The organism is Streptomyces capparidis, assembly GCF_054782095.1.
On sequence record NZ_BAAGTD010000064.1, the window covers coordinates 19644 to 37563 of the forward strand.

Genomic DNA, 17920 nt, shown 5'->3' on the forward strand with positions numbered 1-17920 from the left:
GTGTACCGCTCGGGCCGCCCCGGTGTCCGGCTCGCGGGAGCGTAGGTGCCGGGGCTCGAAGGCACCTTGAGGGACCACCTTCGCACATGCCCGGCGCCCTCGCCGGATCCACCCTCTGACCTGGGACCTTTCCCGGTTCAGCCGGGACGCCAATTCCGCGTGGGGTGATTTCGCCGCCCCGTCGGCCGCCTCGCCCGCCCCTCCCGGGGGCCTGAGCGAGAGCCGAGCCAGTCTCCAGAGGCGACTCCCAGCATCGCCACAGCAGCCGGGCCAGACCGGCTGGGACGCAGCCGATCCACCGGGAGGAACCCAGTGACGTCCATCAGCCGCGACGAGATCTACACAAAGCTGCACACGTACATCAGCGAGCAGTTCCTCGACGAGGCCGAGATCTCCGAGCTGAAGCCCGACAGCCCGCTGCTGGAGTGGGGGGTGCTCAATTCGATGAACACCTCCGTCCTGCTCACGTACATCAGGAACGAGATAGGGGTGAACGTCCCCCCCACCCACATCACGGGGCGGCGATTCTACAGCATCGAGACCATCACCGACATGGTCTACGAGCTGGCGATGCAGCCTGCCTGACCTCTTGGGCGACGCGCCCAGGTCGCAATCCGACCCCCCGCACCAATCCACACAGAAGGAGTGCGTCGTGGACGCAGAGTTCGACATCGGCATCATCGGCGGAGGTCCGGCAGGCTCGACGGCTGCCTCGTACCTGGCCAAGGCCGGTCTGAAGGTGGCCGTGTTCGAGGCCGAGACGTTCCCGCGCGACCACGTGGGTGAGTCGCTGGTGCCGGCCACCACTCCCGTCCTCCTGGAGACGGGCGCCATGCCGAAGGTCGAGGCGGCCAACTTCCCGAAGAAGTACGGGGCGGCGTGGACCTCGGCGGAGGACCGCGACATCGACCACAACGGCTTCCGCGGCCTGACCCACGACTTCCGCGCGGCGGAGATCCTGTTCAGCGAGCGGGACCAGGACGGCGTGGACCGGGACTACACCTTCCACGTGGACCGGTCGAAGTTCGACCAGATCCTGCTCCAGCACGCGGAGAGCCTGGGCGCGAAGGTCTTCCACGGCGTCCGCGTCGGCAAGGTGGACTTCGACGGCGAGCTGCCGGTCATGGAGGTCAAGATCGGCAGCAAGTCCGTGGACATCCCCGTCCGCATGGTCGTGGACGCCAGCGGCCGGCAGACCCGGCTCGGCAACCAGATGAAGTTCAAGGTCTCGGACCCGGTGTTCAACCAGTACGCGGTGCACGGGTGGTTCGACGGCCTGGACCGCAAGGCGCTGGCCGTCAACAAGGACCAGGCCGACTACATCTTCATCCACTTCCTGCCGGTCACCGACACCTGGGTGTGGCAGATCCCCATCACCGACACGATCACCTCGGTCGGTGTGGTCAGCCAGAAGAAGCGGTTCCAGGAGTTCGGGGGCGACCGGGAGAAGTTCTTCTGGGACACCGTCGCCAGCCGCCCGGAGCTGCTCGACGTGCTGAAGAACTCCGAGCAGGTCAAGGCCTTCAAGACCGAGGGCGACTACAGCTACGGCATGAAGCAGATCGCCGGCGACAACTTCGTGCTGATCGGCGACGCGGCCCGCTTCGTGGACCCGATCTTCTCCAGCGGCGTCAGCGTGGCCCTCAACAGCGCCCGCATCGCCTCGCAGGACATCATCGCCGCGGCGCAGGCGGGCGACTTCAAGCGGGAGCGCTTCGCCACCTACGAGCGGAAGCTGCGCAAGGGGGTGCGGAACTGGTACGAGTTCATCTCGATCTACTACCGGCTCAACATCCTCTTCACCGCGTTCGTCCAGGACGACCGGTACCGCCTCGACGTCCTGAAGATGCTCCAGGGCGACGTGTACGACGACGAGGAGCCGAAGGCGCTCGCCGCCATGCGGGAGATCGTCAAGGCCGTCGAGGAGGACCCGACGCACCTGTGGCACCCCTACCTGGGTGACCTCAAGGCGCCGTCGGCGGCTCCCAGCTTCTGACCGACGCGGAACCCCCCCGACGGGCGACAGACCGGGCCCCGGCCGATCGCAGCGGCCGGGGCCCGGTCGTGCCCACGGTACGCCCCGGCCCGGCTCCTGGCACCCCTCGTGGCGCTCTCGGACAAGGACTCGCCCGGCCGGGACGCCGCGGCGCCGGGCCCGCGCGGGCAGTGCCCCCGGCGGAGCGGCCGCGTCCGGACACGCGTGCGCCCGGCCGCCTCCCCGCGGGGAGGCGGCCGGGCGCCGTGCGTGGCGGGCCGGTCAGGCCGCCGTGCCGTACTCCCGGTTCGCGCGCGCCACCATCTCGTTGACCGCGTCCACCAGGTTCGGGTCCAGCATGGTGGCCGCCGCGGTGTCCCGCGGGGCGCCGAACCCGGCGTCGTACAGGGCGACGCTGGCCCGGAACCGCTCCTGGAGCAGATAGGTGGCGAACGTCCACTCGCTGCCCGTGCCCGGGGTGCCGTCCGGCCGCCGCACCCCGACCGGCTGCCCGTCGCCGCCGAAGCCGAACTCGGTGAACCGGAACCGCAGCCCCTGCCCGATCGCCTTGCTGTACGCCTCCTTCAGCGTCCACAGCCGCACCGCGCCGCGGTTGCGCTGCCCCACCGGCATCCGGGCCAGCGCCTGGATCTCGTGCGGGGTGCAGATGTGGCGCGCGGTGCCCTTGTCCAGCAGCGGGCGGTCGGCCTCCTCCGCGTCCACGCCGATCCGGCCCCTGGTGGTCAGGCCGAGCAGCAGGAAGTCACCGGTGTGGCTGAGGCTCACGTCCACCTGGTCGAGGCCCCGCGGGTAGGGGCGGCCGAACGCGCTGTAGCCCAGCTCGACGGTGTGCGGCGGGGCCTCGACCGCCACGCCCACGGCGTGCTTGAGCAGGGACCGGGTGGCGGCGAACCTGGCCCGCATCCGGGGGTTGCGCATCCGGGTGTAGCGCTCCCAGTCCCGGCCGAGCAGGCGCCGGACGGCCGGGCCGTCCGGGAGCCGGGGCAGCCAGGCGTCCACCTCGCTGTGCACCACGGCCCAGCCGTACCGCTCCAGGTCGCTCCGCACCTGCTGCCACGGGCCGAGCGGCCCGCCCACGCGCAGCGGCCGTGGCCCCCGAGACTCCGCCGGCCGTGTCCGGCCGCCGGCGGGAGCCTCGCCGGCAACCACCCGGTCCAGCGTCCCGGTCCGCATCATTCCACTCCCATCGATGTCCGCGTTCCCGATCCGTGCGTGTTCCGTGTGCTGTGTGCGTGCTGCCGTGCTGTGTGCTGTGTGCTGTCGTGCTGTGTGCTGTCGTGCCGTGCCTCGTGCCCGGCCGCGCGCCGTGCCGGCGCGCCCCTCGGGCCGGTCCGCTCATCCGCTCACCCGGGCCCCGTACAGGTCGTAGCCGAGCCCGTCGCGGTAGCGGGCCATCACCTCGTCGGCCAGTCGGTCCTCGTACGGCGCCGCCACCTCGGCGGGGTCGGCGACCCCCGGCAGCCCGCCGAGCCGCCCGGCCGCCCTGGCCAGCGCGGTGACCACCCACGCCGGATCGGCCAGGAAACCGCCGGGGCGGGCGTCGGCCTCCCGCCGCCACACCCCCAGGCAGGCCGCCGCCGCCAGCACGTGCGCGTAGCGGTCGGCCACCGCCGTCAGCTCGGGCACGGCCGCGGGGGCGATGCCCGCGGCGCCCGCGGGTCCGGCGACGCCGATCCGGCCGCGCAGTGCGCGCAGCTCCCGGGCGAACCCCTGGGCGAGCCGCTGCACCGCCGCCTCCCCGGCGCCGCCTCCGCGTGGCGGGCCGCTCTCCGCCACCTCAACGAGCGTAGCCGCAAGCGCGTCCCGGCCCGCCGCGGGCCGCAGGCCCGCGAGGCGCAGCGCGGGCAGCGGACCGCCGATCCCGAACAGCGCCCGCGGCGCGGGCTCGCCGTCGAACCAGGCGCGCGCGGCCAGCAGCGGCAACTGCGGGATGATCGTGGCCTGGCAGGCCGCGGCCCCGGTGTGGCCCAGCCCGGTGACGGGCAGGTCGCGCACGTGCTTGGCGAACACCCCGTACGGGCCCCGTCGCTCGTACACGGCGGAGCCGAGCACCACCGACAGGTCGTGGACGGCCTCCCCCAGGATCTTGGGCACCAGGTACTCCACGGCGGCCGCGGGCACGCCCGTCTGCTCCGGCAGCAGGCTCGCCGCGCGGGTCGCGGCCAGGCACAGGCTGTCGCTCAGCAGCAGGTCGGCGAGGGCCGCGGCGAACACCGGGCGCGCGTTCCTGCTGTCCGCGCCGGCGCCGGCCGAGCCCCCGCGCTCCTCGGCGAACCGGACCGCCAGGCGCAGGCAGGTGTCCACCAGCCCGAGCGCCATGGACGGGACCGCGCCGCGGGTCACCTGGAACGAGCGCAGCGCCAGCGCCACGCCCTCGCCCGTCTGGCCGACCACCGCGCTGCGCGGCACCGGGAGGCCGGACAGCCGCAGCCCGGCGAACCGCACCCCGCGCGCGCCGTGCGTGCGGCGGCGCGGCAGCGGGGTCAGGTGCGCCGGGGGGATGCGGTCCCGGTCGAGCAGCAGCACGCTGTGGCTGTGGCTGCCCGGCTCGGGCGCGATGCGCGCGTAGACCGTGAGCGCCTCGGCCCGCTCCACGTTGGCCATCACCCGGTTGCGCCCGCTGACCCGGAGCCCCCGCCCGTCGGGCACGGCCCGGAACTCGTCGCGCGCGAAGTCGTTGCCGTGCGCGAGCGCCAGGTGGGCGACGGCCATCCGGCCGCCCCCGAGCAGCAGTCCGGCGGTGCGGCGCTGCTGCTCGGGGCTGCCCGCCAGCCAGGAGGTGACGGCGGCGAGGAAGGTGGTGACGCCGTAGCCGAGGCCGAGCGCGGCGTCCCGCCGGAACAGCGGCCGCAGCACGCGCGCCAGGCCCTCGACGCTGTCCAGCCGGCCGCCCAGGTGGGCGGGCACGAACTCGGCGTTCAGCGCGAACCGGTCCAGCAGCCGCTCGCCGTCGCCGGGCGGCTCGGCCCGGGCGTCGGCGGCGAGCAGGGCCTCGTGGCCCAGCGGGTTGGCGGGGTCGGCCGGGTCGCCGAGGAGGGTCTCCAGGGCCGCGGCGCGCTCGGCCGCGGTGGCCCGGGCGGGCGGCGCCCCGGTGGTGCCCAGCACCCCGGCCGCCTCCGCGCCGATCATGGCCATGCACGCCCCCTCGGTCACCGGGTGTCCCGATGCGCACCATGGCCCCCGGTTCGCAGCCCTTCGTCCGCACCGACCCGCCAAGGATCGGAAGGCCCTCTGGAGCCGGGCTGGAGCGGGATCGGAGCGGCCGCCCGCCACTGCCGCGCGCCCCCCGCGCGCCGGGGCCCGGCGCCTCGGCCGGGGCGCGACGGGGCCGTTCCCCCCCTCGCCTCCCCCGGACGGCCCCGCCCTCCCCCGACGGGTCGAGAAATCCTATGCTCGGGCATAGGATTCACCGCGGAGGCGGCACACACCGCAGGCACCACCCCCACCGGGCACAGGAGCACGCCAATGACCAGCCGTAGTACCGAAGCCGAGCCGGGACGGCGCGTGGTCGCCGGGGTCGGGTACTCCTCCGGGTTCGGCAACGAGCACAGCAGCGAGGCCGTCCCCGGCGCCCTGCCCGTCGGGCGCAACTCCCCGCAGCGGGCGCCGCTCGGCCTGTACGCGGAGCAGCTCAGCGGCACCGCGTTCACCGAGCCCCGCCACGTCAACCGACGGAGCTGGCTGTACCGGATCCGGCCGTCCGCCGCGCACCCGCCGTTCCGCAGGATCGGCAACGGGGCGCTGCGCTCGGCCCCGTTCACCCGGACCGAGCCGGACCCGAACCGGCTGCGCTGGGACCCGCTGCCGCTGCCGGGCGGGAGCGCCGACTTCGTCGAGGGCCTGTTCACCGTCGGCGGCAACGGCGACGTGCTGCGGCGCGAGGGCGTGAGCATCCACCTGTACGCCGCCAACCGCTCCATGGCCGACCGGGTGTTCTCCGACTCCGACGGCGAGCTGCTGATCGTCCCCGAGCTCGGCGGCCTGCTGCTGCGCACCGAGCTCGGCCTGCTCCACGTGGAGCCGGGGCAGGTGGCGCTGGTGCCGCGGGGCCTGCGGTTCCGGGTGGAGCTGCCCGACGGGACGGCGCGCGGCTATGTGTGCGAGAACCACGGCCAGCCGTTCCGCCTGCCCGAGCTGGGCCCGATCGGCGCGAACGGGCTGGCCAACCCGAGGGACTTCCTGGCGCCGGCGGCCGCGTTCGAGGACCGCGAGGAGCCGGTGGAGGTGGTGAACAAGTTCGGCGGCAACCTGTGGGCGGCCGTGTACGACCACTCGCCGCTCGACGTGGTGGCCTGGCACGGCACGCTGGCGCCGTACGTCTACGACCTGGCGCGGTTCAACGTGCTGGGCACGATCAGCTACGACCACCCGGACCCGTCGATCTTCACCGTGCTGACGTCGCCCTCGGACACACCGGGGCTGGCCAACGCCGACTTCGTGGTGTTCGCGCCGCGCTGGCTGGTCGGCGAGGACACCTTCCGGCCGCCGTACTTCCACCGGAACGTGATGAGCGAGTTCATGGGCCTGGTGCGGGGCGGCTACGACGCGAAGGCGGAGGGCTTCGTGCCGGGCGGGGCGAGCCTGCACAACATGATGAGCGCGCACGGCCCGGACCGGGAGACGTTCGACCGGGCGAGCGCGGCGGAGCTGGTGCCGCAGAAGCTGGCGGACGGCCTCGCGTTCATGTTCGAGACGCGGTGGCCGGTGGTGCTCACCGAGGGGGCCAGGGACGCCGGGCACCGGCAGTCGGACTACGACGCGGTGTGGCAGGGTCTGGAGCGGCACTTCCCCCGCCGCCCGCGGCCCGGCCGGGACGGCGAGGGCGCGTAGCCCGGCGGGGGGGGCGCCCCCGGCGTCCGCACCCGAGCGAGGAACCGCGAACGGCAGACCGTGACCGCAGCCGACACGTACCAGCCCGACCCGCTGACCCTGAACCGCAGGCTCCCGCTGTGGTACCAGGTGTCGCAGAGCCTGCGCGCCTCCATCCTGGGCCGCCACCCGGACAGCCCGCTGCGGCTGCCGACCGAGGAGGGCCTGGCCCGGCACTACGGGGTGAGCGTGCTGACGGTGCGCCAGGCCCTCAAGCCGCTGGAGGAGGAGGGCCTGATCACCCGCCACCGCAGGCGGGGCACGTTCATCGACCCGTCGGCGCGGCCCACGGCGCCGGTGCGGCTGCTGGGCTCGGTGGACGCGATCGTGGCGCAGCAGTCCGCCGAGCGGGCCGAGGTGCTGGACCGGGGCACGGCCGCGGTGCCGCCCGAGCTCGCGGAGCACTTCCCCGGCACCTCGCGGGTCACGGTCTTCCGGCGGCTGCGCCGGGACGGCGGCGAGCCGACGAGCTGGGCGGAGAACCATGTGCTGCCCGAGTACGGCGAGCGGGTGGACACCGCGGACCTGGAGCGCTGGCCGATGACCCGGGTGCTGCGGGACCGCCTGGGGGTGCGGATCAGCCGGATCACCGACACGGTGCAGGCCCGGCTGGCCGACCCGGAGACGGCGCGACTGCTCGGTGTGCCGCTGCTGAGCCCGATCCTGCACTGCACCGGCGTCTCCTACGACGACGGCGGCCGGGTGGTGGACGTGGCCCGGATCCACTACCGCGGGGACCGCTTCTCCTTCTCCGTGACGCTGGAGGCGGGCTCCTGACCGGATCCGGCCGCCGCGGGGCACCGCGTGCCCTGTACAACCATCTGACGCGCGGGTAACTTCGCTCGGGCGCCGAGCCATGGGCCGGCCTGGCCGCGAGCGAAGGAGACCGCAGTGCGCCGCACCGTGTTCAACGAGGACCACGAGGCGTTCCGGGAGACCGTCCGGGCCTTCCTCCTCAAGGAGGTCGTCCCCCACTACGCGCAGTGGGAGAGCCTCGGCCATCCGCCCCGCGAGTTCTACCTGCGGATGGGCGAGCTGGGGCTGCTGGGCATCGAGGCGCCCGAGGAGTACGGCGGCGGCGGGACGCCCGGCATGAAGTTCAGCGCCGTGCTCTCCGAGGAGTGCGCCCGGTACGCGGTGACGCTCGGCGCCAGCCGGGTGCACACCGACCTGGTGCTGCCCTATCTGCTCGAGTACGCCACCGAGGAGCAGAAGCGCCGCTGGCTGCCCGGCTTCGTCAGCGGCGAGACGATGACCGCGATCGCCATGACGGAGCCCGGCACCGGCTCCGACCTGGCGGGGATCTCCACCACCGCGCGGCGCGAGGGCGACGTGTACGTCCTCAACGGCGCCAAGACCTTCATCACCGGCGGGTTCCTCGCCGACCTCGTCCTGGTGGTGGCCCGCACCTCCCCCAGGGACGAGCACGACCGCCGGGCGGGCCTGAGCATCCTCGCCGTGCGGCGCGACATGCCCGGCTACGGCGTCGGCCGGAAGCTGGACAAGATCGGGCTGCGCGCCCAGGACACCGCCGAGCTGTTCTTCGACGACGTGCGGGTGCCCGCGGCCGACCTGCTCGGCGAGGAGGGCCGGGCCTTCGAGTACCTCACGCACAACCTGGTGCAGGAGCGGCTCGCGATCGTGGTCGCCGCCGTGGCCGCCGCTGCCGCCGCGGTGGAGATGACCGTGGAGTACGTGCGGCAGCGCCAGGTGTTCGGCAAGCCGCTGTCGTCGTTCCAGAACACCAAGTTCGTCCTCGCCGAGTGCGCGGCCGAGGTGGAGGCCGCGCAGGCGCTGTCCGACCGGGCGCTGGAGGCGCACGAGCGGGGCGAGCTGACGCTGGCCGACGTGGCGAAGGCCAAGCTGGTCGCCACCGAGACGGAGGGCCGCGTCGTGGACAAGTGCCTCCAGTTGCACGGCGGCTACGGCTACATGATGGAGTACCCGATCGCCCGGCTGTACGCGGACGCCCGGGTGCACCGCGTGTACGGCGGTACCAGCGAGGTGCAGAAGTCCATCGTCGGAAAGTCGCTCGGCCTGTGAGTGCGGTCTCCGGGCCGCTGACCGGGCTGCGGGTGCTGGAGCTCGGCGGCATCGGGCCCGTCCCGTTCTGCGGGATGCTGCTGGCCGACCTGGGCGCGGAGGTGATCCGGGTGGACCGGCCGGGCGACCGCTCGCCGCTGGCCCACCCGGTGCTGCTGCGGGGCCGCCGCAGCGTCGTCGTGGACCTCAAGCGGCCCGAGGGCGCCCTGGCCGTGCGGCGGCTCGCGCTGACCTGCGACGCGCTCATCGAGGGCTTCCGGCCCGGCGTCGCGGAGCGGCTGGGCCTGGCCCCGGACGAGCTGTGCGCCGAGAACCCGCGCCTGGTGTACGGCAGGATGACGGGCTGGGGCCAGGACGGGCCGCTGGCCCCGGCACCCGGGCACGACATCAACTACCTGGCGCTGTCCGGGGCCCTGCACGCCCTCGGGCCGGCGGACGGCGACCCGGTGCCGCCGCTCAACCTGGTGGCGGACTTCGGCGGCGGGGGGATGCTGCTCGCCGTCGGCGTCCTCGGCGGGCTGCTGCGGGCCGGGACGGACGGGCGCGGCCAGGTGGTGGACGCCTCCATGGTGGACGGCACCGCGCTGCTGCTCGCCATGACGTACGGCTTCCTGTCCGTCGGCAGGTGGCGGGACGAACGCGGCGTCAACTTCCTGGACGGCAGCGGCCCCTTCTACCGGGTCTACCGCTGCTCCGACGGCGGGCACGTGGCCGTGGGCTGCCTGGAGCGGGCGTTCCGCGACGAGCTGCTGCGCGTCCTCGGCCTGGCCGGCGACCCGGACTTCGCCGCCCCGGACGACCCCGCGACCTGGCCCGCGATGCGCGACCGCCTCACCGGGGTGTTCGCGGGCCGCGCGCGCGACGAGTGGGCCGCGCTGTTCGAGGGCTCCGAGGCGTGCGTGACGCCCGTCCTCTCCCTCACCGAGGCCGCGGAGCACCCGCACAACGCCGCGCGCGGCACCTACCGCCCCGGCCCTTCGGGCACCCCCTGGCCCATGCCCGCCCCCCGCTTCACCCGCACCCCCGCCCCTCCCCCGGCCCCCGCCCCCGCCCCGGGCGCGGACACCACCCAGGTGCTGTCCGAGGCCGGCCTCACCCCGGAGGAGATCGCCGCGGCGACGGGGGAGCGGGGCGGGCCGGGCGGGGCCTAGGGGCAGTCGTGGCGGTGGTCCCACGGGGGGCCGGGGCAGACCGGGCACAGGAACAGGTACACCCCGCCCATGTCGCCCAGGGACATGCCGGGGCCGGGGCCGATCGCCGACTCCAGGTCGGGGGCCACGGGGCGCCGCCACACCGGGCCGCTGCCCCAGCGGTCCTCCTCAGGCAGCCACGGGCTGGTCCGTGACGGCTCCCGGCTGTGCACCGTCAGCAGGTGCTCCATCCGGCGCCCGCAGCCGCACACCGGCCAGTCCGGCTCCTGCGTCCAGCCCGGGTAGCCGCCGACCTTGGTCTGGGTGGCCACGGCGACGTCCCAGTAGGTGAGGCCGTGCTCCTCCTCCAGCGCCGCGCCGCGCCGTCTGACCGCCTCCCGCAGCGACCGCGGCAGGTCGAACCCCGGGTACTCCAGCGCCTGGGTGGGGTGGACGACGCACGGCCTGGGCACGCACTGCTCGTCGTACTCCCACGGCTCGGGCGGGCAGGCGAGCAGCGGGCCCATCACGATGTCGGCGGTGCGCCGCCAGCGCAGCACCGGCAGCGGGGCGTGCCTCGGGGGGTGGGTGAGCGGGCACCACAGCACCTGGAGCAGGTCGGTGCCGCGGGGCAGCAGCAGGCCGGGGACGTCGCGCGCGTACAACTGGAGCACGGGGACCAGGGCGACACCGGGCGGGCCGACGGTCTCCACGGGGCGGCGCAGCGGCTTGTAGTGGTCGGGTGCCGCGCAGTGCGGCCAGGGCTCGTCGGCGGGCCACAGCAGGGGGCCGCCCATGGAGCTGACGTGGACCGACGGGTCACCGGCCCTGGGGTAGAGCAGCGTGGTGGTCCTCGCCAGGTCGGCGACCTCGGGGAAGTGCTCGGCCACTCGGATCGGGAGCAGGGGAACTGTGCGGTTCACATCGCCCTCCGGCATGGTGCACGGGCAACGAAAACCCACGGCCGGCGACGGGTGGGGGGTTCCGGCGAGGGGCGGCACAGGGTGGGAGGGGGCGGCCCGGCACCCCGCCCGCCGGATGGGCGGGCGGGGACGTGGCGCGCCCCCGGCCGACGCGATCAGGTCGGGCGGTGACCGCCGAAGAGGGTCCTGCGGAGGCGGCGCAGCGGCGCGAACAGCACGACGCCCGCAGTGCGGCGGGGCGCCGCCCTGCGCTGACCGTGCGAGGCGGCGATGTCGAGCATCAGCCCGGCCGCCTCCTCGGTCTTGGCCGCGGGCAGGGCGGGCCCACCGAGGATCGCGAGGTGGCGGTCCAGGCGTGCACCGGAGACGCTGCCACCGCAGTTGACGGCCGGAATCCGCGGCCTGGTGCGCGTTTCTATCTGCTTCATCAAACTCCCCACCCGTTCGAGGCGCCCGAAGCGGGCAGGGTAAGCCTAACCACTGCCGGGCGCTGCGGTGCAGCAGCATTGCGGCGGTCCCGGGGAGACGCCGGTGTCGCCGGCCGGCTCCCCCGGCGCGGACCTGGCGCCGCGGGACCGCGGTTGTGTGCGGCACCGTACATCCTCCCAGCGGGCGGCCCTTCGCGACAGACCGCGGCGCGCCACACCGGCGCCGCCGCGCACGCACGCCGGGGATCCCCGGCGCGGGGCGGCCGGGGATCCCTCGGGGGGCGGGCCGGCCGCTGAGGGCCGGCCCGCCGGTCGGTGGTCAGCCGTGGCGGACGCAGGCCAGCCACGCGGGCAGGGTCACGGGCCCTTCATGCTCGGGGAAGCTGGCCAGCAGCGTCGCCTCCTCGACGGAGTCGATCGTCCAGCCGTCGGTGAAGGCGGCCTCGAAGTCGTCGGGACCCAGGGGCGCGGCGGAGGAGATCAGGGAGCTGAGGGCGCCGACCCCCCGGAACTCCGACAGGGTGGTGGTGCGGGAGCCCGCGTTGAGGCCCATGACGTACACGTTCGCGCCGTCGCGACAGGCCCGGTGCAGGGCCCTGGCGTACCTGGCCCGGCTGTCGGTGTCGAAGGTGTGGAAGAGCATGCTGTCGATCACCGTGTCGAACCGGTCCTCCAGGCCGTCGAGCCGGGTGGCGTCGCCGACCGCGAACTCCACGTGCAGACCGCGCTCCGCGGCCTTGCGCCGGCCCCTCTCGACGGCCGTGGCGGAGAAGTCCACGCCGGTGACGCGGTGGCCCCTCGACGCGAGGTACAGCACGTGCTCGCCGGAGCCACAGCCGACGTCGAGCACCTCGCCCTTGATGCGCCCGGACTCGTCCAGGGAGACGACGAGGGGCTGCGGGGCGCCGATCTCCCACGGGATCAGGGTGCCGAGCGGGGAACGGCCCTCGTACAGCGCGTCGAACTTCTCGGCGGAGTCGTTCATGACGTACCTGCTTTCTGTTCGGGTGCACGGGTGCGCGGGTGCACCTGGGGGGTGCGTGCCGGAGCGCGGCGGCGCGGGAGGCCGGCCCGTGCCGAGGGGGCGGGGCCACGGGGGGCGCCGGCGGACCGTCGGGCCGTCCGGCGCCGGGCCGCCGAGGTCGCGCCGGCGTTCCGGGCGCGCTCGCGGGTGCGGACACCGCCCACCGCACCCGCCGGGCGGGGTGCCCGGCGCCGCGAGCGCGCACCGTCAGCATGCGCGAGGTGGTCTGAAGAGAATCTGCACGTCGTCTGGACGGCGCCGGGTGCCGGGTGCCGGTGGGCGGGGTGCCGGTGGGCCGGGTGGCCGGCGGAGGGTCAGGCGCCGGAGGGGCAGGCGCCGCAGAGCGCCTCCTGGCGGGCGAGCCCGGTCAGCGGGAACCTCCAGTACTCGGACAGCCGCTCCAGGGCCGAGGCCCGGTCCTCGTGGGGCTCCTCACGCGCGCACTCGGCCGCGTAGATGCCGATCAGGACGTGCAGGCGGTAGCGGTGCGGGCCGTCCTCCTCCAGCAGCCGGGCGTCGGTCAGCGCCTGGAGGATCCGGGCCGCCCCCGCGCGGTCGGTGTCGTACAGCCGCGCGGCCGTGGCCGCGGTGACGATCCTGCCGCCGTACAGGCCGAGCAGCCGGAACATCCGCGCGGCGGCCGGAGGGAGGGCCCGGTACGAGGACGCCAGGGCGGCGCGGACGTTCGCGGTGGCGTCGCCGGGGACCGCGAGGTGGTCGAGCCGCTCGTGCTCGACGGCGTACGCCTCGACGAGGCGGTCGATCCGCATCCCGGGCTCCCCGGTCAGCGTGCCCGCGGCGATGCGCAGCGCGAGCGGCAGGTGGCCGCACAGGTGCGCGAGCCGGGCCGCCTCCGACCACTGCCCGTCCAGCCGCGCCTCGCCGAGCAGGCGGGCGAACAGCTCCAGCGACTCACGGGGGCGCAGCGGGGCCAGGCCCACCCGGTGGGCGCCGTCCCTGGCCACCAGGCCGCTCAGCCGGCTCCGGCCGGTGACCAGGACGCACCCCGGCCCGTTGGGGACCAGCGGGCGCACCTGCCGGGCGTCCGCCACGTCGTCCAGGACGACCAGGATCCGCTTGTCGTACACCAGGCTGCGGTACAGCGCCGTGCGCCCGGGCAGGTCGGCGGGCAGGTCCCGCTCGGCCACGCCGAGGCTGCGCAGCAGCAGCGCCGTCGCCTCCTCCACGCTGAGCCGCCACCCGCCGGTGTCGGTCCCGGCGAAGTCCACGTGGAACTGGCCGTCCGGGTATTCGCCGGCGAGGCTGTGCGCCAGGTGCAGGGCGAGCGCGGACTTCCCCACCCCGGGCGGGCCGTCGACGACGACCAGGGCGGGGGCGGTGTCGCCCGCCCGGCGGCCCTGGGCGAGCAGGGCGCGCACCCGGGCCAGTTCCGCGACCCGGCCGACGAAGCCGCGGGCGGCCGGGGGGAGCTGGGCGGGCCGGGGCAGCGGGGCCGGGCGCGGCCCGTCGCCCGGGGCGGAGGGCGCCGCGGGCCCCGCCTCGCGGGTGGGCGGCTGGAGGGCCGGGTCCCCGTTGAGCATCCGGTGGTGCAGCCGCCGCAGGTGGGGGGCGGGTTCGACGCCCAGTTCCGCGGCGAGCAGCCGCCGGGTCTCCCGGTACAGGGCCAGGGCCTGGGCCTGGCGGCCGCAGCGGTACAGCGTCAGCATCAGCAGTCCGCGGAGCCGTTCCCGCAGCGGCTCCCTGGACACCATCTCGGACAGGACCGCGGCGGCCTCGGTGTGGCGGCCCGCCGCCAGCATGGCCTCGGCCCAGTCCTCGGCGGCGGTCAGGCGCAGCTCCCGCAGCCGGGTGCTCTCGACCACGGCGAAGGGGCCTGGGACTCCGGTGTACGCCTCGCTCCTCCATAATCGCAGCGCGGCGTCGAACAGCGCGATGGCCTCGGTCCGCTCGCCCGCGGCGGCGTGGCGGCGGGCCCGTCCGACGAGGTCCTCGAACACGCGGACGTCCACCGCCCGCGGGTCCAGGCGCAGCGCGTACCCGGTGGGCACGGAGGCCACGACGTCGCCGCTCTGGCGCCTGCCGCGGCCGGGTTCCAGGGCGCGGCGCAGTCCCGCGATGTAGGTGTGGACGCCGCCGGCCGCGGTGTGCGGGGCCTCGCTGCCCCACACGGCGTCCACGATCTGCTCGACGCTCACGGCGTTGCCGACCCCGCTCGCCAGGAAGCCGAGGACGGCGCGCTGCTTGGGCGGTCCGAGATCCACCTCCGCGCCGTCCCGCCACACCCGTACCGGCCCCAACAGCTCCAGCCGCAGGGAGTCGTTCGCCCGCGACATCGAAACCACCCCCGTGGATGTACCGACGGTCCGTCTGCGCGGCCGGAGCGCCGGTGCCACCTCCGCGGACGGTAGGCGGCGGGCGGCACGGTCGCACGCCGTTGCCCCCTGCCGGGGCAGAGGTCGATTACAACACACGGCACTCGACGCGGAACGGGAAGCAGCAGGTCGCGGGCGCGGCGGCCGGGCTCTGCCCCGGGGCGGCGGGCGCGGCGCCGGGGGGTGGGAGAACCGGCGCGGACACGGCGGGCGCCCGGCCGGGTGGTCCCGGCCGGGCGCCCGTGCGGGTCTGGTCCGTGGCGGCCCGTCAGCCCGCCTTGGCGGCGAAGACCGGCAGGTAGCCGCTGGTCTGGCCCTTGGCGGTGGGGTGGTAGGAGTCCCCGATCGGCCAGGTCACGCTGTGGATCCACGAGTCGCCGGAGCAGATCTCGTGGCCGGCGAAGGCCGGCCGCACGTCGGCGAAGGTGAACCCGGCGGCGGCGGCGCGCTGGCTGATGACGGTGTTGAGGTGGTCGGACGCGCCGTTGAGGGCGGAGCGCTCGGTCTCGCTGAGCCCGACGATGCAGGAACCGCCCAGCTTGTACAACCGCGGGTAGCCGAGGACGACGACCTTGGCGGAGGGCGACTTGCCCTTGATGGTCGCGTAGGTGCGGTCCAGCTTGGCCGGGAGCAGGTTGCCGGCGTCGGCGCGGGCCTGCTGGACGCGGGACAGGCAGGTGCTCTCCGAGTTCAGCACGCAGGTGGTCATGACGTCGGCGAAGCCGACATCGTTGCCACCGACGCTGATGCTGACCAGGGAGGTCCCGGAGTTGAGCGGGCCGAGCTGGTTGTTGAGCACGTCGTCGGTCCGCGCGCCGGAGCAGGCGGTGAACGAGAACGAGGCGGGGGCGTTGGCGGCCGCCCACTTGGCCGGGTAGGCGTTGGCGCTGCGCTTGCAGTCGCCGCTGGAACCGTAGTCCCCGGCGCCGACGCCGGAGGAGTACGAGTCGCCGAGCGCGACGTAGTTGGCCGCCGCGGTGGTCGCGGCGCCGGCGGGTGTGGTGCCGAGGACACCGAGGACCGCGCCCACGGCGAGCGCGGAAGCGGCGGAGACGGCGGACACGAAGCGGGACACCCTCATGGGACCTCCACTTGTGGAATCGTGCGCTGCCTCACAGTGGTAGCAGTGATCTCCGGCGGAGGGGAAGTGTGCATGCCAATTTTTACGCGCGTAGCAAACCTTATATCACCCGGTTTTCACCTTTTGGTATTGCAGCGGCATGACATACACATGACATTCGTGCACACGTCTTGTCTTGAACACGCCAACCGACCAATCATTCAGGCGGTCGGGTACGGAACCCTCCGTTCCCATGCACCACCGATGAGGAGGAGACCCCTCACATGGCAGTGATGCCCCAGGACAGGCAGCACACCAGCAAGCGGCGAATCGGCGCCGCGCTCTGCGCGACCGTGGCCGCGGCGGCCATCGGCGCCCTCACCGTCCTCCCCGCGTCGGCGGCCCCGGCGGCGCAGGGATCGATCGTGGGCGCCAACTCGCCCGACGCGATCAAGGGCAGCTACATCGTCATCCTCGACCAGGACGCGACAGCGGCCAAGGTCCGGAGCCAGAGCACCAGCCTCGCCGCCGAGTACGGCGGCACGGTGGAGCGCACCTACCACGCCGCCCTCGACGGGTTCGCGGCGAAGATGACCGAGGCCCAGGCCAAGCGCCTGGCCGCCGACCCGGCCGTCGCCCAGGTCGTCCAGGACTCCCGGGTGTCGCTCGCCGCGACGCAGACCAACCCCCCGTCGTGGGGCCTGGACCGCATCGACCAGCCCTCACTGCCGCTCGACCAGCGTTACACCTACCCCGACCACGGTGGTCAGGGCGTCACCGCCTACATCATCGACACCGGTGTCCGCATCTCCCACACCGCCTTCGGCGGCCAGGCCGCCAACGGCTACGACGCGGTGGACGGCGACAACGTCGCCCAGGACGGCAACGGCCACGGCACGCACGTGGCCGGGACCGTCGGCGGCACCCTGCACGGCGTGGCGAAGAACGTCAACATCGTCGGTGTGCGGGTGCTGAACAACTCCGGCTCCGGCACGATCAGCGGCGTCGTCGCCGGCGTGGACTGGGTGACGGCGAACGCGAAGAAGCCGGCCGTGGCCAACATGAGCCTGGGCGGCGGCGCCAACACCGCGCTGGACACCGCCGTGCGCAACTCCATCGCCTCCGGCGTCACCTACGCCGTCGCCGCGGGCAACTCGAACACCAACGCCTCGACCGCCTCCCCCGCCAGGGTCGCGGAGGCGCTGACCGTGGGCGCCACCACCAGCACCGACGCCCGCGCCAGCTACTCGAACTACGGCAGCATCCTGGATGTCTTCGCCCCGGGTTCGAGCATCACCTCCGCCTGGCACACCTCCGACACCGCGACGAACACCATCTCGGGCACGTCGATGGCCTCCCCGCACGTCGCGGGCGTCGCCGCCCTGTACCTGGCCGCGCACCCCTCCGCCACCCCCGCCCAGGTCGCCAGCGCGATCACCAGCGGCGCGGTGACCGGCAAGGTGACCAACCCGGGCACCGGCAGCCCGAACCGCCTGCTCCAGATCGTGCAGTGACCATCCGCTGACGAACACCGCGCCACCCGCCGCGCACCGGCCAGCACCGGTGCGCGGCGGTCCGGTTTCCCGGGCCCCCGGCGTCCGAAACCTCCGGTTGACCGGGGTTCGAGCCCTGGGCGACATTGGGAACCGGACACGCTGGCGAGACGGGGGAAAGTCGCCGATGCGGAACACCACAGAGCGCCACCGGACCATTGACCGCCGAACCACCGCACTGCGGGTCACCGCGGACCGGGTCACCGCGAGGCTGAACGCCGCGAGACCGGGCGCCGCGGGATCGGGCGGAGCAGCGCCGGGCGCCGCCGACCGGGCCACCGGACGCGGGACCGCCGGGCACCGCACGGGCGGGCGGGCGGCGGGCGAAGCCCTGGCCGTCGAAGCCGCGGTCGTCGGACCCGCGGTCACCGAAGCAGCCGTCACCGAAGCTGCCGTCACCGAAGCCGCCGTCATCGGGCCCGCCGCCGCGGGGACTCAGGCGGCCGGGCCCGCCGCGCCGGAGCCGGGCGGCACCGGACGCGGCCCCACCGGCCCCACCGGCCCCACCGGCCCCGCCTTCGCCGCCGGCGGCGGCGCCGCTGCCCGCGGCGCCCAGGGCGG

The 17920-nt window shown here is 74.7% G+C and carries 14 protein-coding genes and 1 pseudogene; 8 read left to right on the forward strand and 7 right to left on the reverse strand.

Going from position 1 to position 17920, the window contains the following annotated elements:
• The first annotated feature begins 312 nt into the window (after positions 1-312).
• Complete coding sequence (locus ACYVO2_RS33345; RefSeq protein WP_461011835.1) at positions 313-585, forward strand: acyl carrier protein; 273 nt, start codon at positions 313-315, stop codon at positions 583-585.
• 67 nt (positions 586-652) lie between these two features.
• On the forward strand, positions 653-1996 hold the full coding sequence (locus ACYVO2_RS33350; RefSeq protein WP_461011836.1) for an NAD(P)/FAD-dependent oxidoreductase: 1344 nt from the start codon (positions 653-655) through the stop codon (positions 1994-1996).
• A 261-nt stretch (positions 1997-2257) separates the two neighbouring features.
• On the opposite strand, the gene ACYVO2_RS33355 is transcribed toward ACYVO2_RS33350, so the two are convergent.
• Together ACYVO2_RS33355 and ACYVO2_RS33360 are read right to left on the reverse strand one after the other, a co-directional pair.
• Positions 2258-3073: a 4'-phosphopantetheinyl transferase family protein gene (locus ACYVO2_RS33355; protein ID WP_461011837.1), complete on the reverse strand. Its 816-nt coding sequence runs from the start codon at positions 3071-3073 to the stop codon at positions 2258-2260.
• Between the two features lie 258 nt (positions 3074-3331).
• Entirely contained in the window at positions 3332-5131 is a 1800-nt protein-coding gene (locus tag ACYVO2_RS33360; RefSeq protein WP_461011838.1) for an acyl-CoA dehydrogenase family protein, read from the reverse strand.
• Positions 5132-5461: 330 nt separating this feature from the next.
• Between ACYVO2_RS33360 and hmgA the strand changes: the two genes are divergently transcribed.
• The 4 genes from hmgA (at position 5462) to ACYVO2_RS33380 (ending at position 10059) form a co-directional block, all read left to right on the forward strand.
• Positions 5462-6826, forward strand: a complete 1365-nt coding sequence (gene hmgA, locus ACYVO2_RS33365; RefSeq protein ID WP_461011839.1) for a homogentisate 1,2-dioxygenase — start codon at positions 5462-5464, stop codon at positions 6824-6826.
• Between the two features lie 60 nt (positions 6827-6886).
• Positions 6887-7642 (forward strand): GntR family transcriptional regulator, encoded by a 756-nt coding sequence (locus tag ACYVO2_RS33370; protein ID WP_461011840.1) that lies wholly within the window; start codon positions 6887-6889, stop codon positions 7640-7642.
• 114 nt (positions 7643-7756) lie between these two features.
• A complete protein-coding gene (locus ACYVO2_RS33375) occupies positions 7757-8908 on the forward strand; it encodes an acyl-CoA dehydrogenase family protein (RefSeq protein ID WP_461011841.1) in 1152 nt (383 codons plus the stop codon).
• A complete protein-coding gene (locus ACYVO2_RS33380) occupies positions 8905-10059 on the forward strand; it encodes a CaiB/BaiF CoA transferase family protein (protein ID WP_461011842.1) in 1155 nt (384 codons plus the stop codon). The genes ACYVO2_RS33375 and ACYVO2_RS33380 overlap by 4 nt, the downstream gene beginning before the upstream one ends.
• On the opposite strand, the gene ACYVO2_RS33385 is transcribed toward ACYVO2_RS33380, so the two are convergent.
• The 5 genes from ACYVO2_RS33385 to ACYVO2_RS33405 form a co-directional block, all read right to left on the reverse strand.
• A complete protein-coding gene (locus ACYVO2_RS33385) occupies positions 10056-10961 on the reverse strand; it encodes a hypothetical protein (RefSeq protein WP_461011843.1) in 906 nt (301 codons plus the stop codon). The two genes, ACYVO2_RS33380 and ACYVO2_RS33385, sit on opposite strands and share 4 nt — an antisense overlap.
• A 155-nt stretch (positions 10962-11116) precedes the next feature.
• On the reverse strand, positions 11117-11389 hold the full coding sequence (locus ACYVO2_RS33390) for a hypothetical protein (protein ID WP_461011844.1): 273 nt from the start codon (positions 11387-11389) through the stop codon (positions 11117-11119).
• A gap of 319 nt (positions 11390-11708) precedes the next feature.
• Positions 11709-12374, reverse strand: a complete 666-nt coding sequence (locus ACYVO2_RS33395; protein WP_461011845.1) for a class I SAM-dependent methyltransferase — start codon at positions 12372-12374, stop codon at positions 11709-11711.
• 353 nt (positions 12375-12727) lie between these two features.
• Positions 12728-14707 carry an AfsR/SARP family transcriptional regulator gene (locus ACYVO2_RS33400; RefSeq protein ID WP_461011846.1) on the reverse strand — a complete coding sequence of 660 codons (1980 nt, stop codon included), beginning with the start codon at positions 14705-14707 and terminating at the stop codon, positions 12728-12730.
• Positions 14708-15014: 307 nt separating this feature from the next.
• Complete coding sequence (locus ACYVO2_RS33405; RefSeq protein ID WP_461011847.1) at positions 15015-15827, reverse strand: SGNH/GDSL hydrolase family protein; 813 nt, start codon at positions 15825-15827, stop codon at positions 15015-15017.
• A gap of 263 nt (positions 15828-16090) precedes the next feature.
• Between ACYVO2_RS33405 and ACYVO2_RS33410 the strand changes: the two genes are divergently transcribed.
• Positions 16091-17320: a S8 family peptidase gene (locus ACYVO2_RS33410; RefSeq protein WP_461011848.1), complete on the forward strand. Its 1230-nt coding sequence runs from the start codon at positions 16091-16093 to the stop codon at positions 17318-17320.
• A gap of 166 nt (positions 17321-17486) precedes the next feature.
• A pseudogene (locus tag ACYVO2_RS33415) lies at positions 17487-17920 on the forward strand (hypothetical protein); the annotation flags it as partial.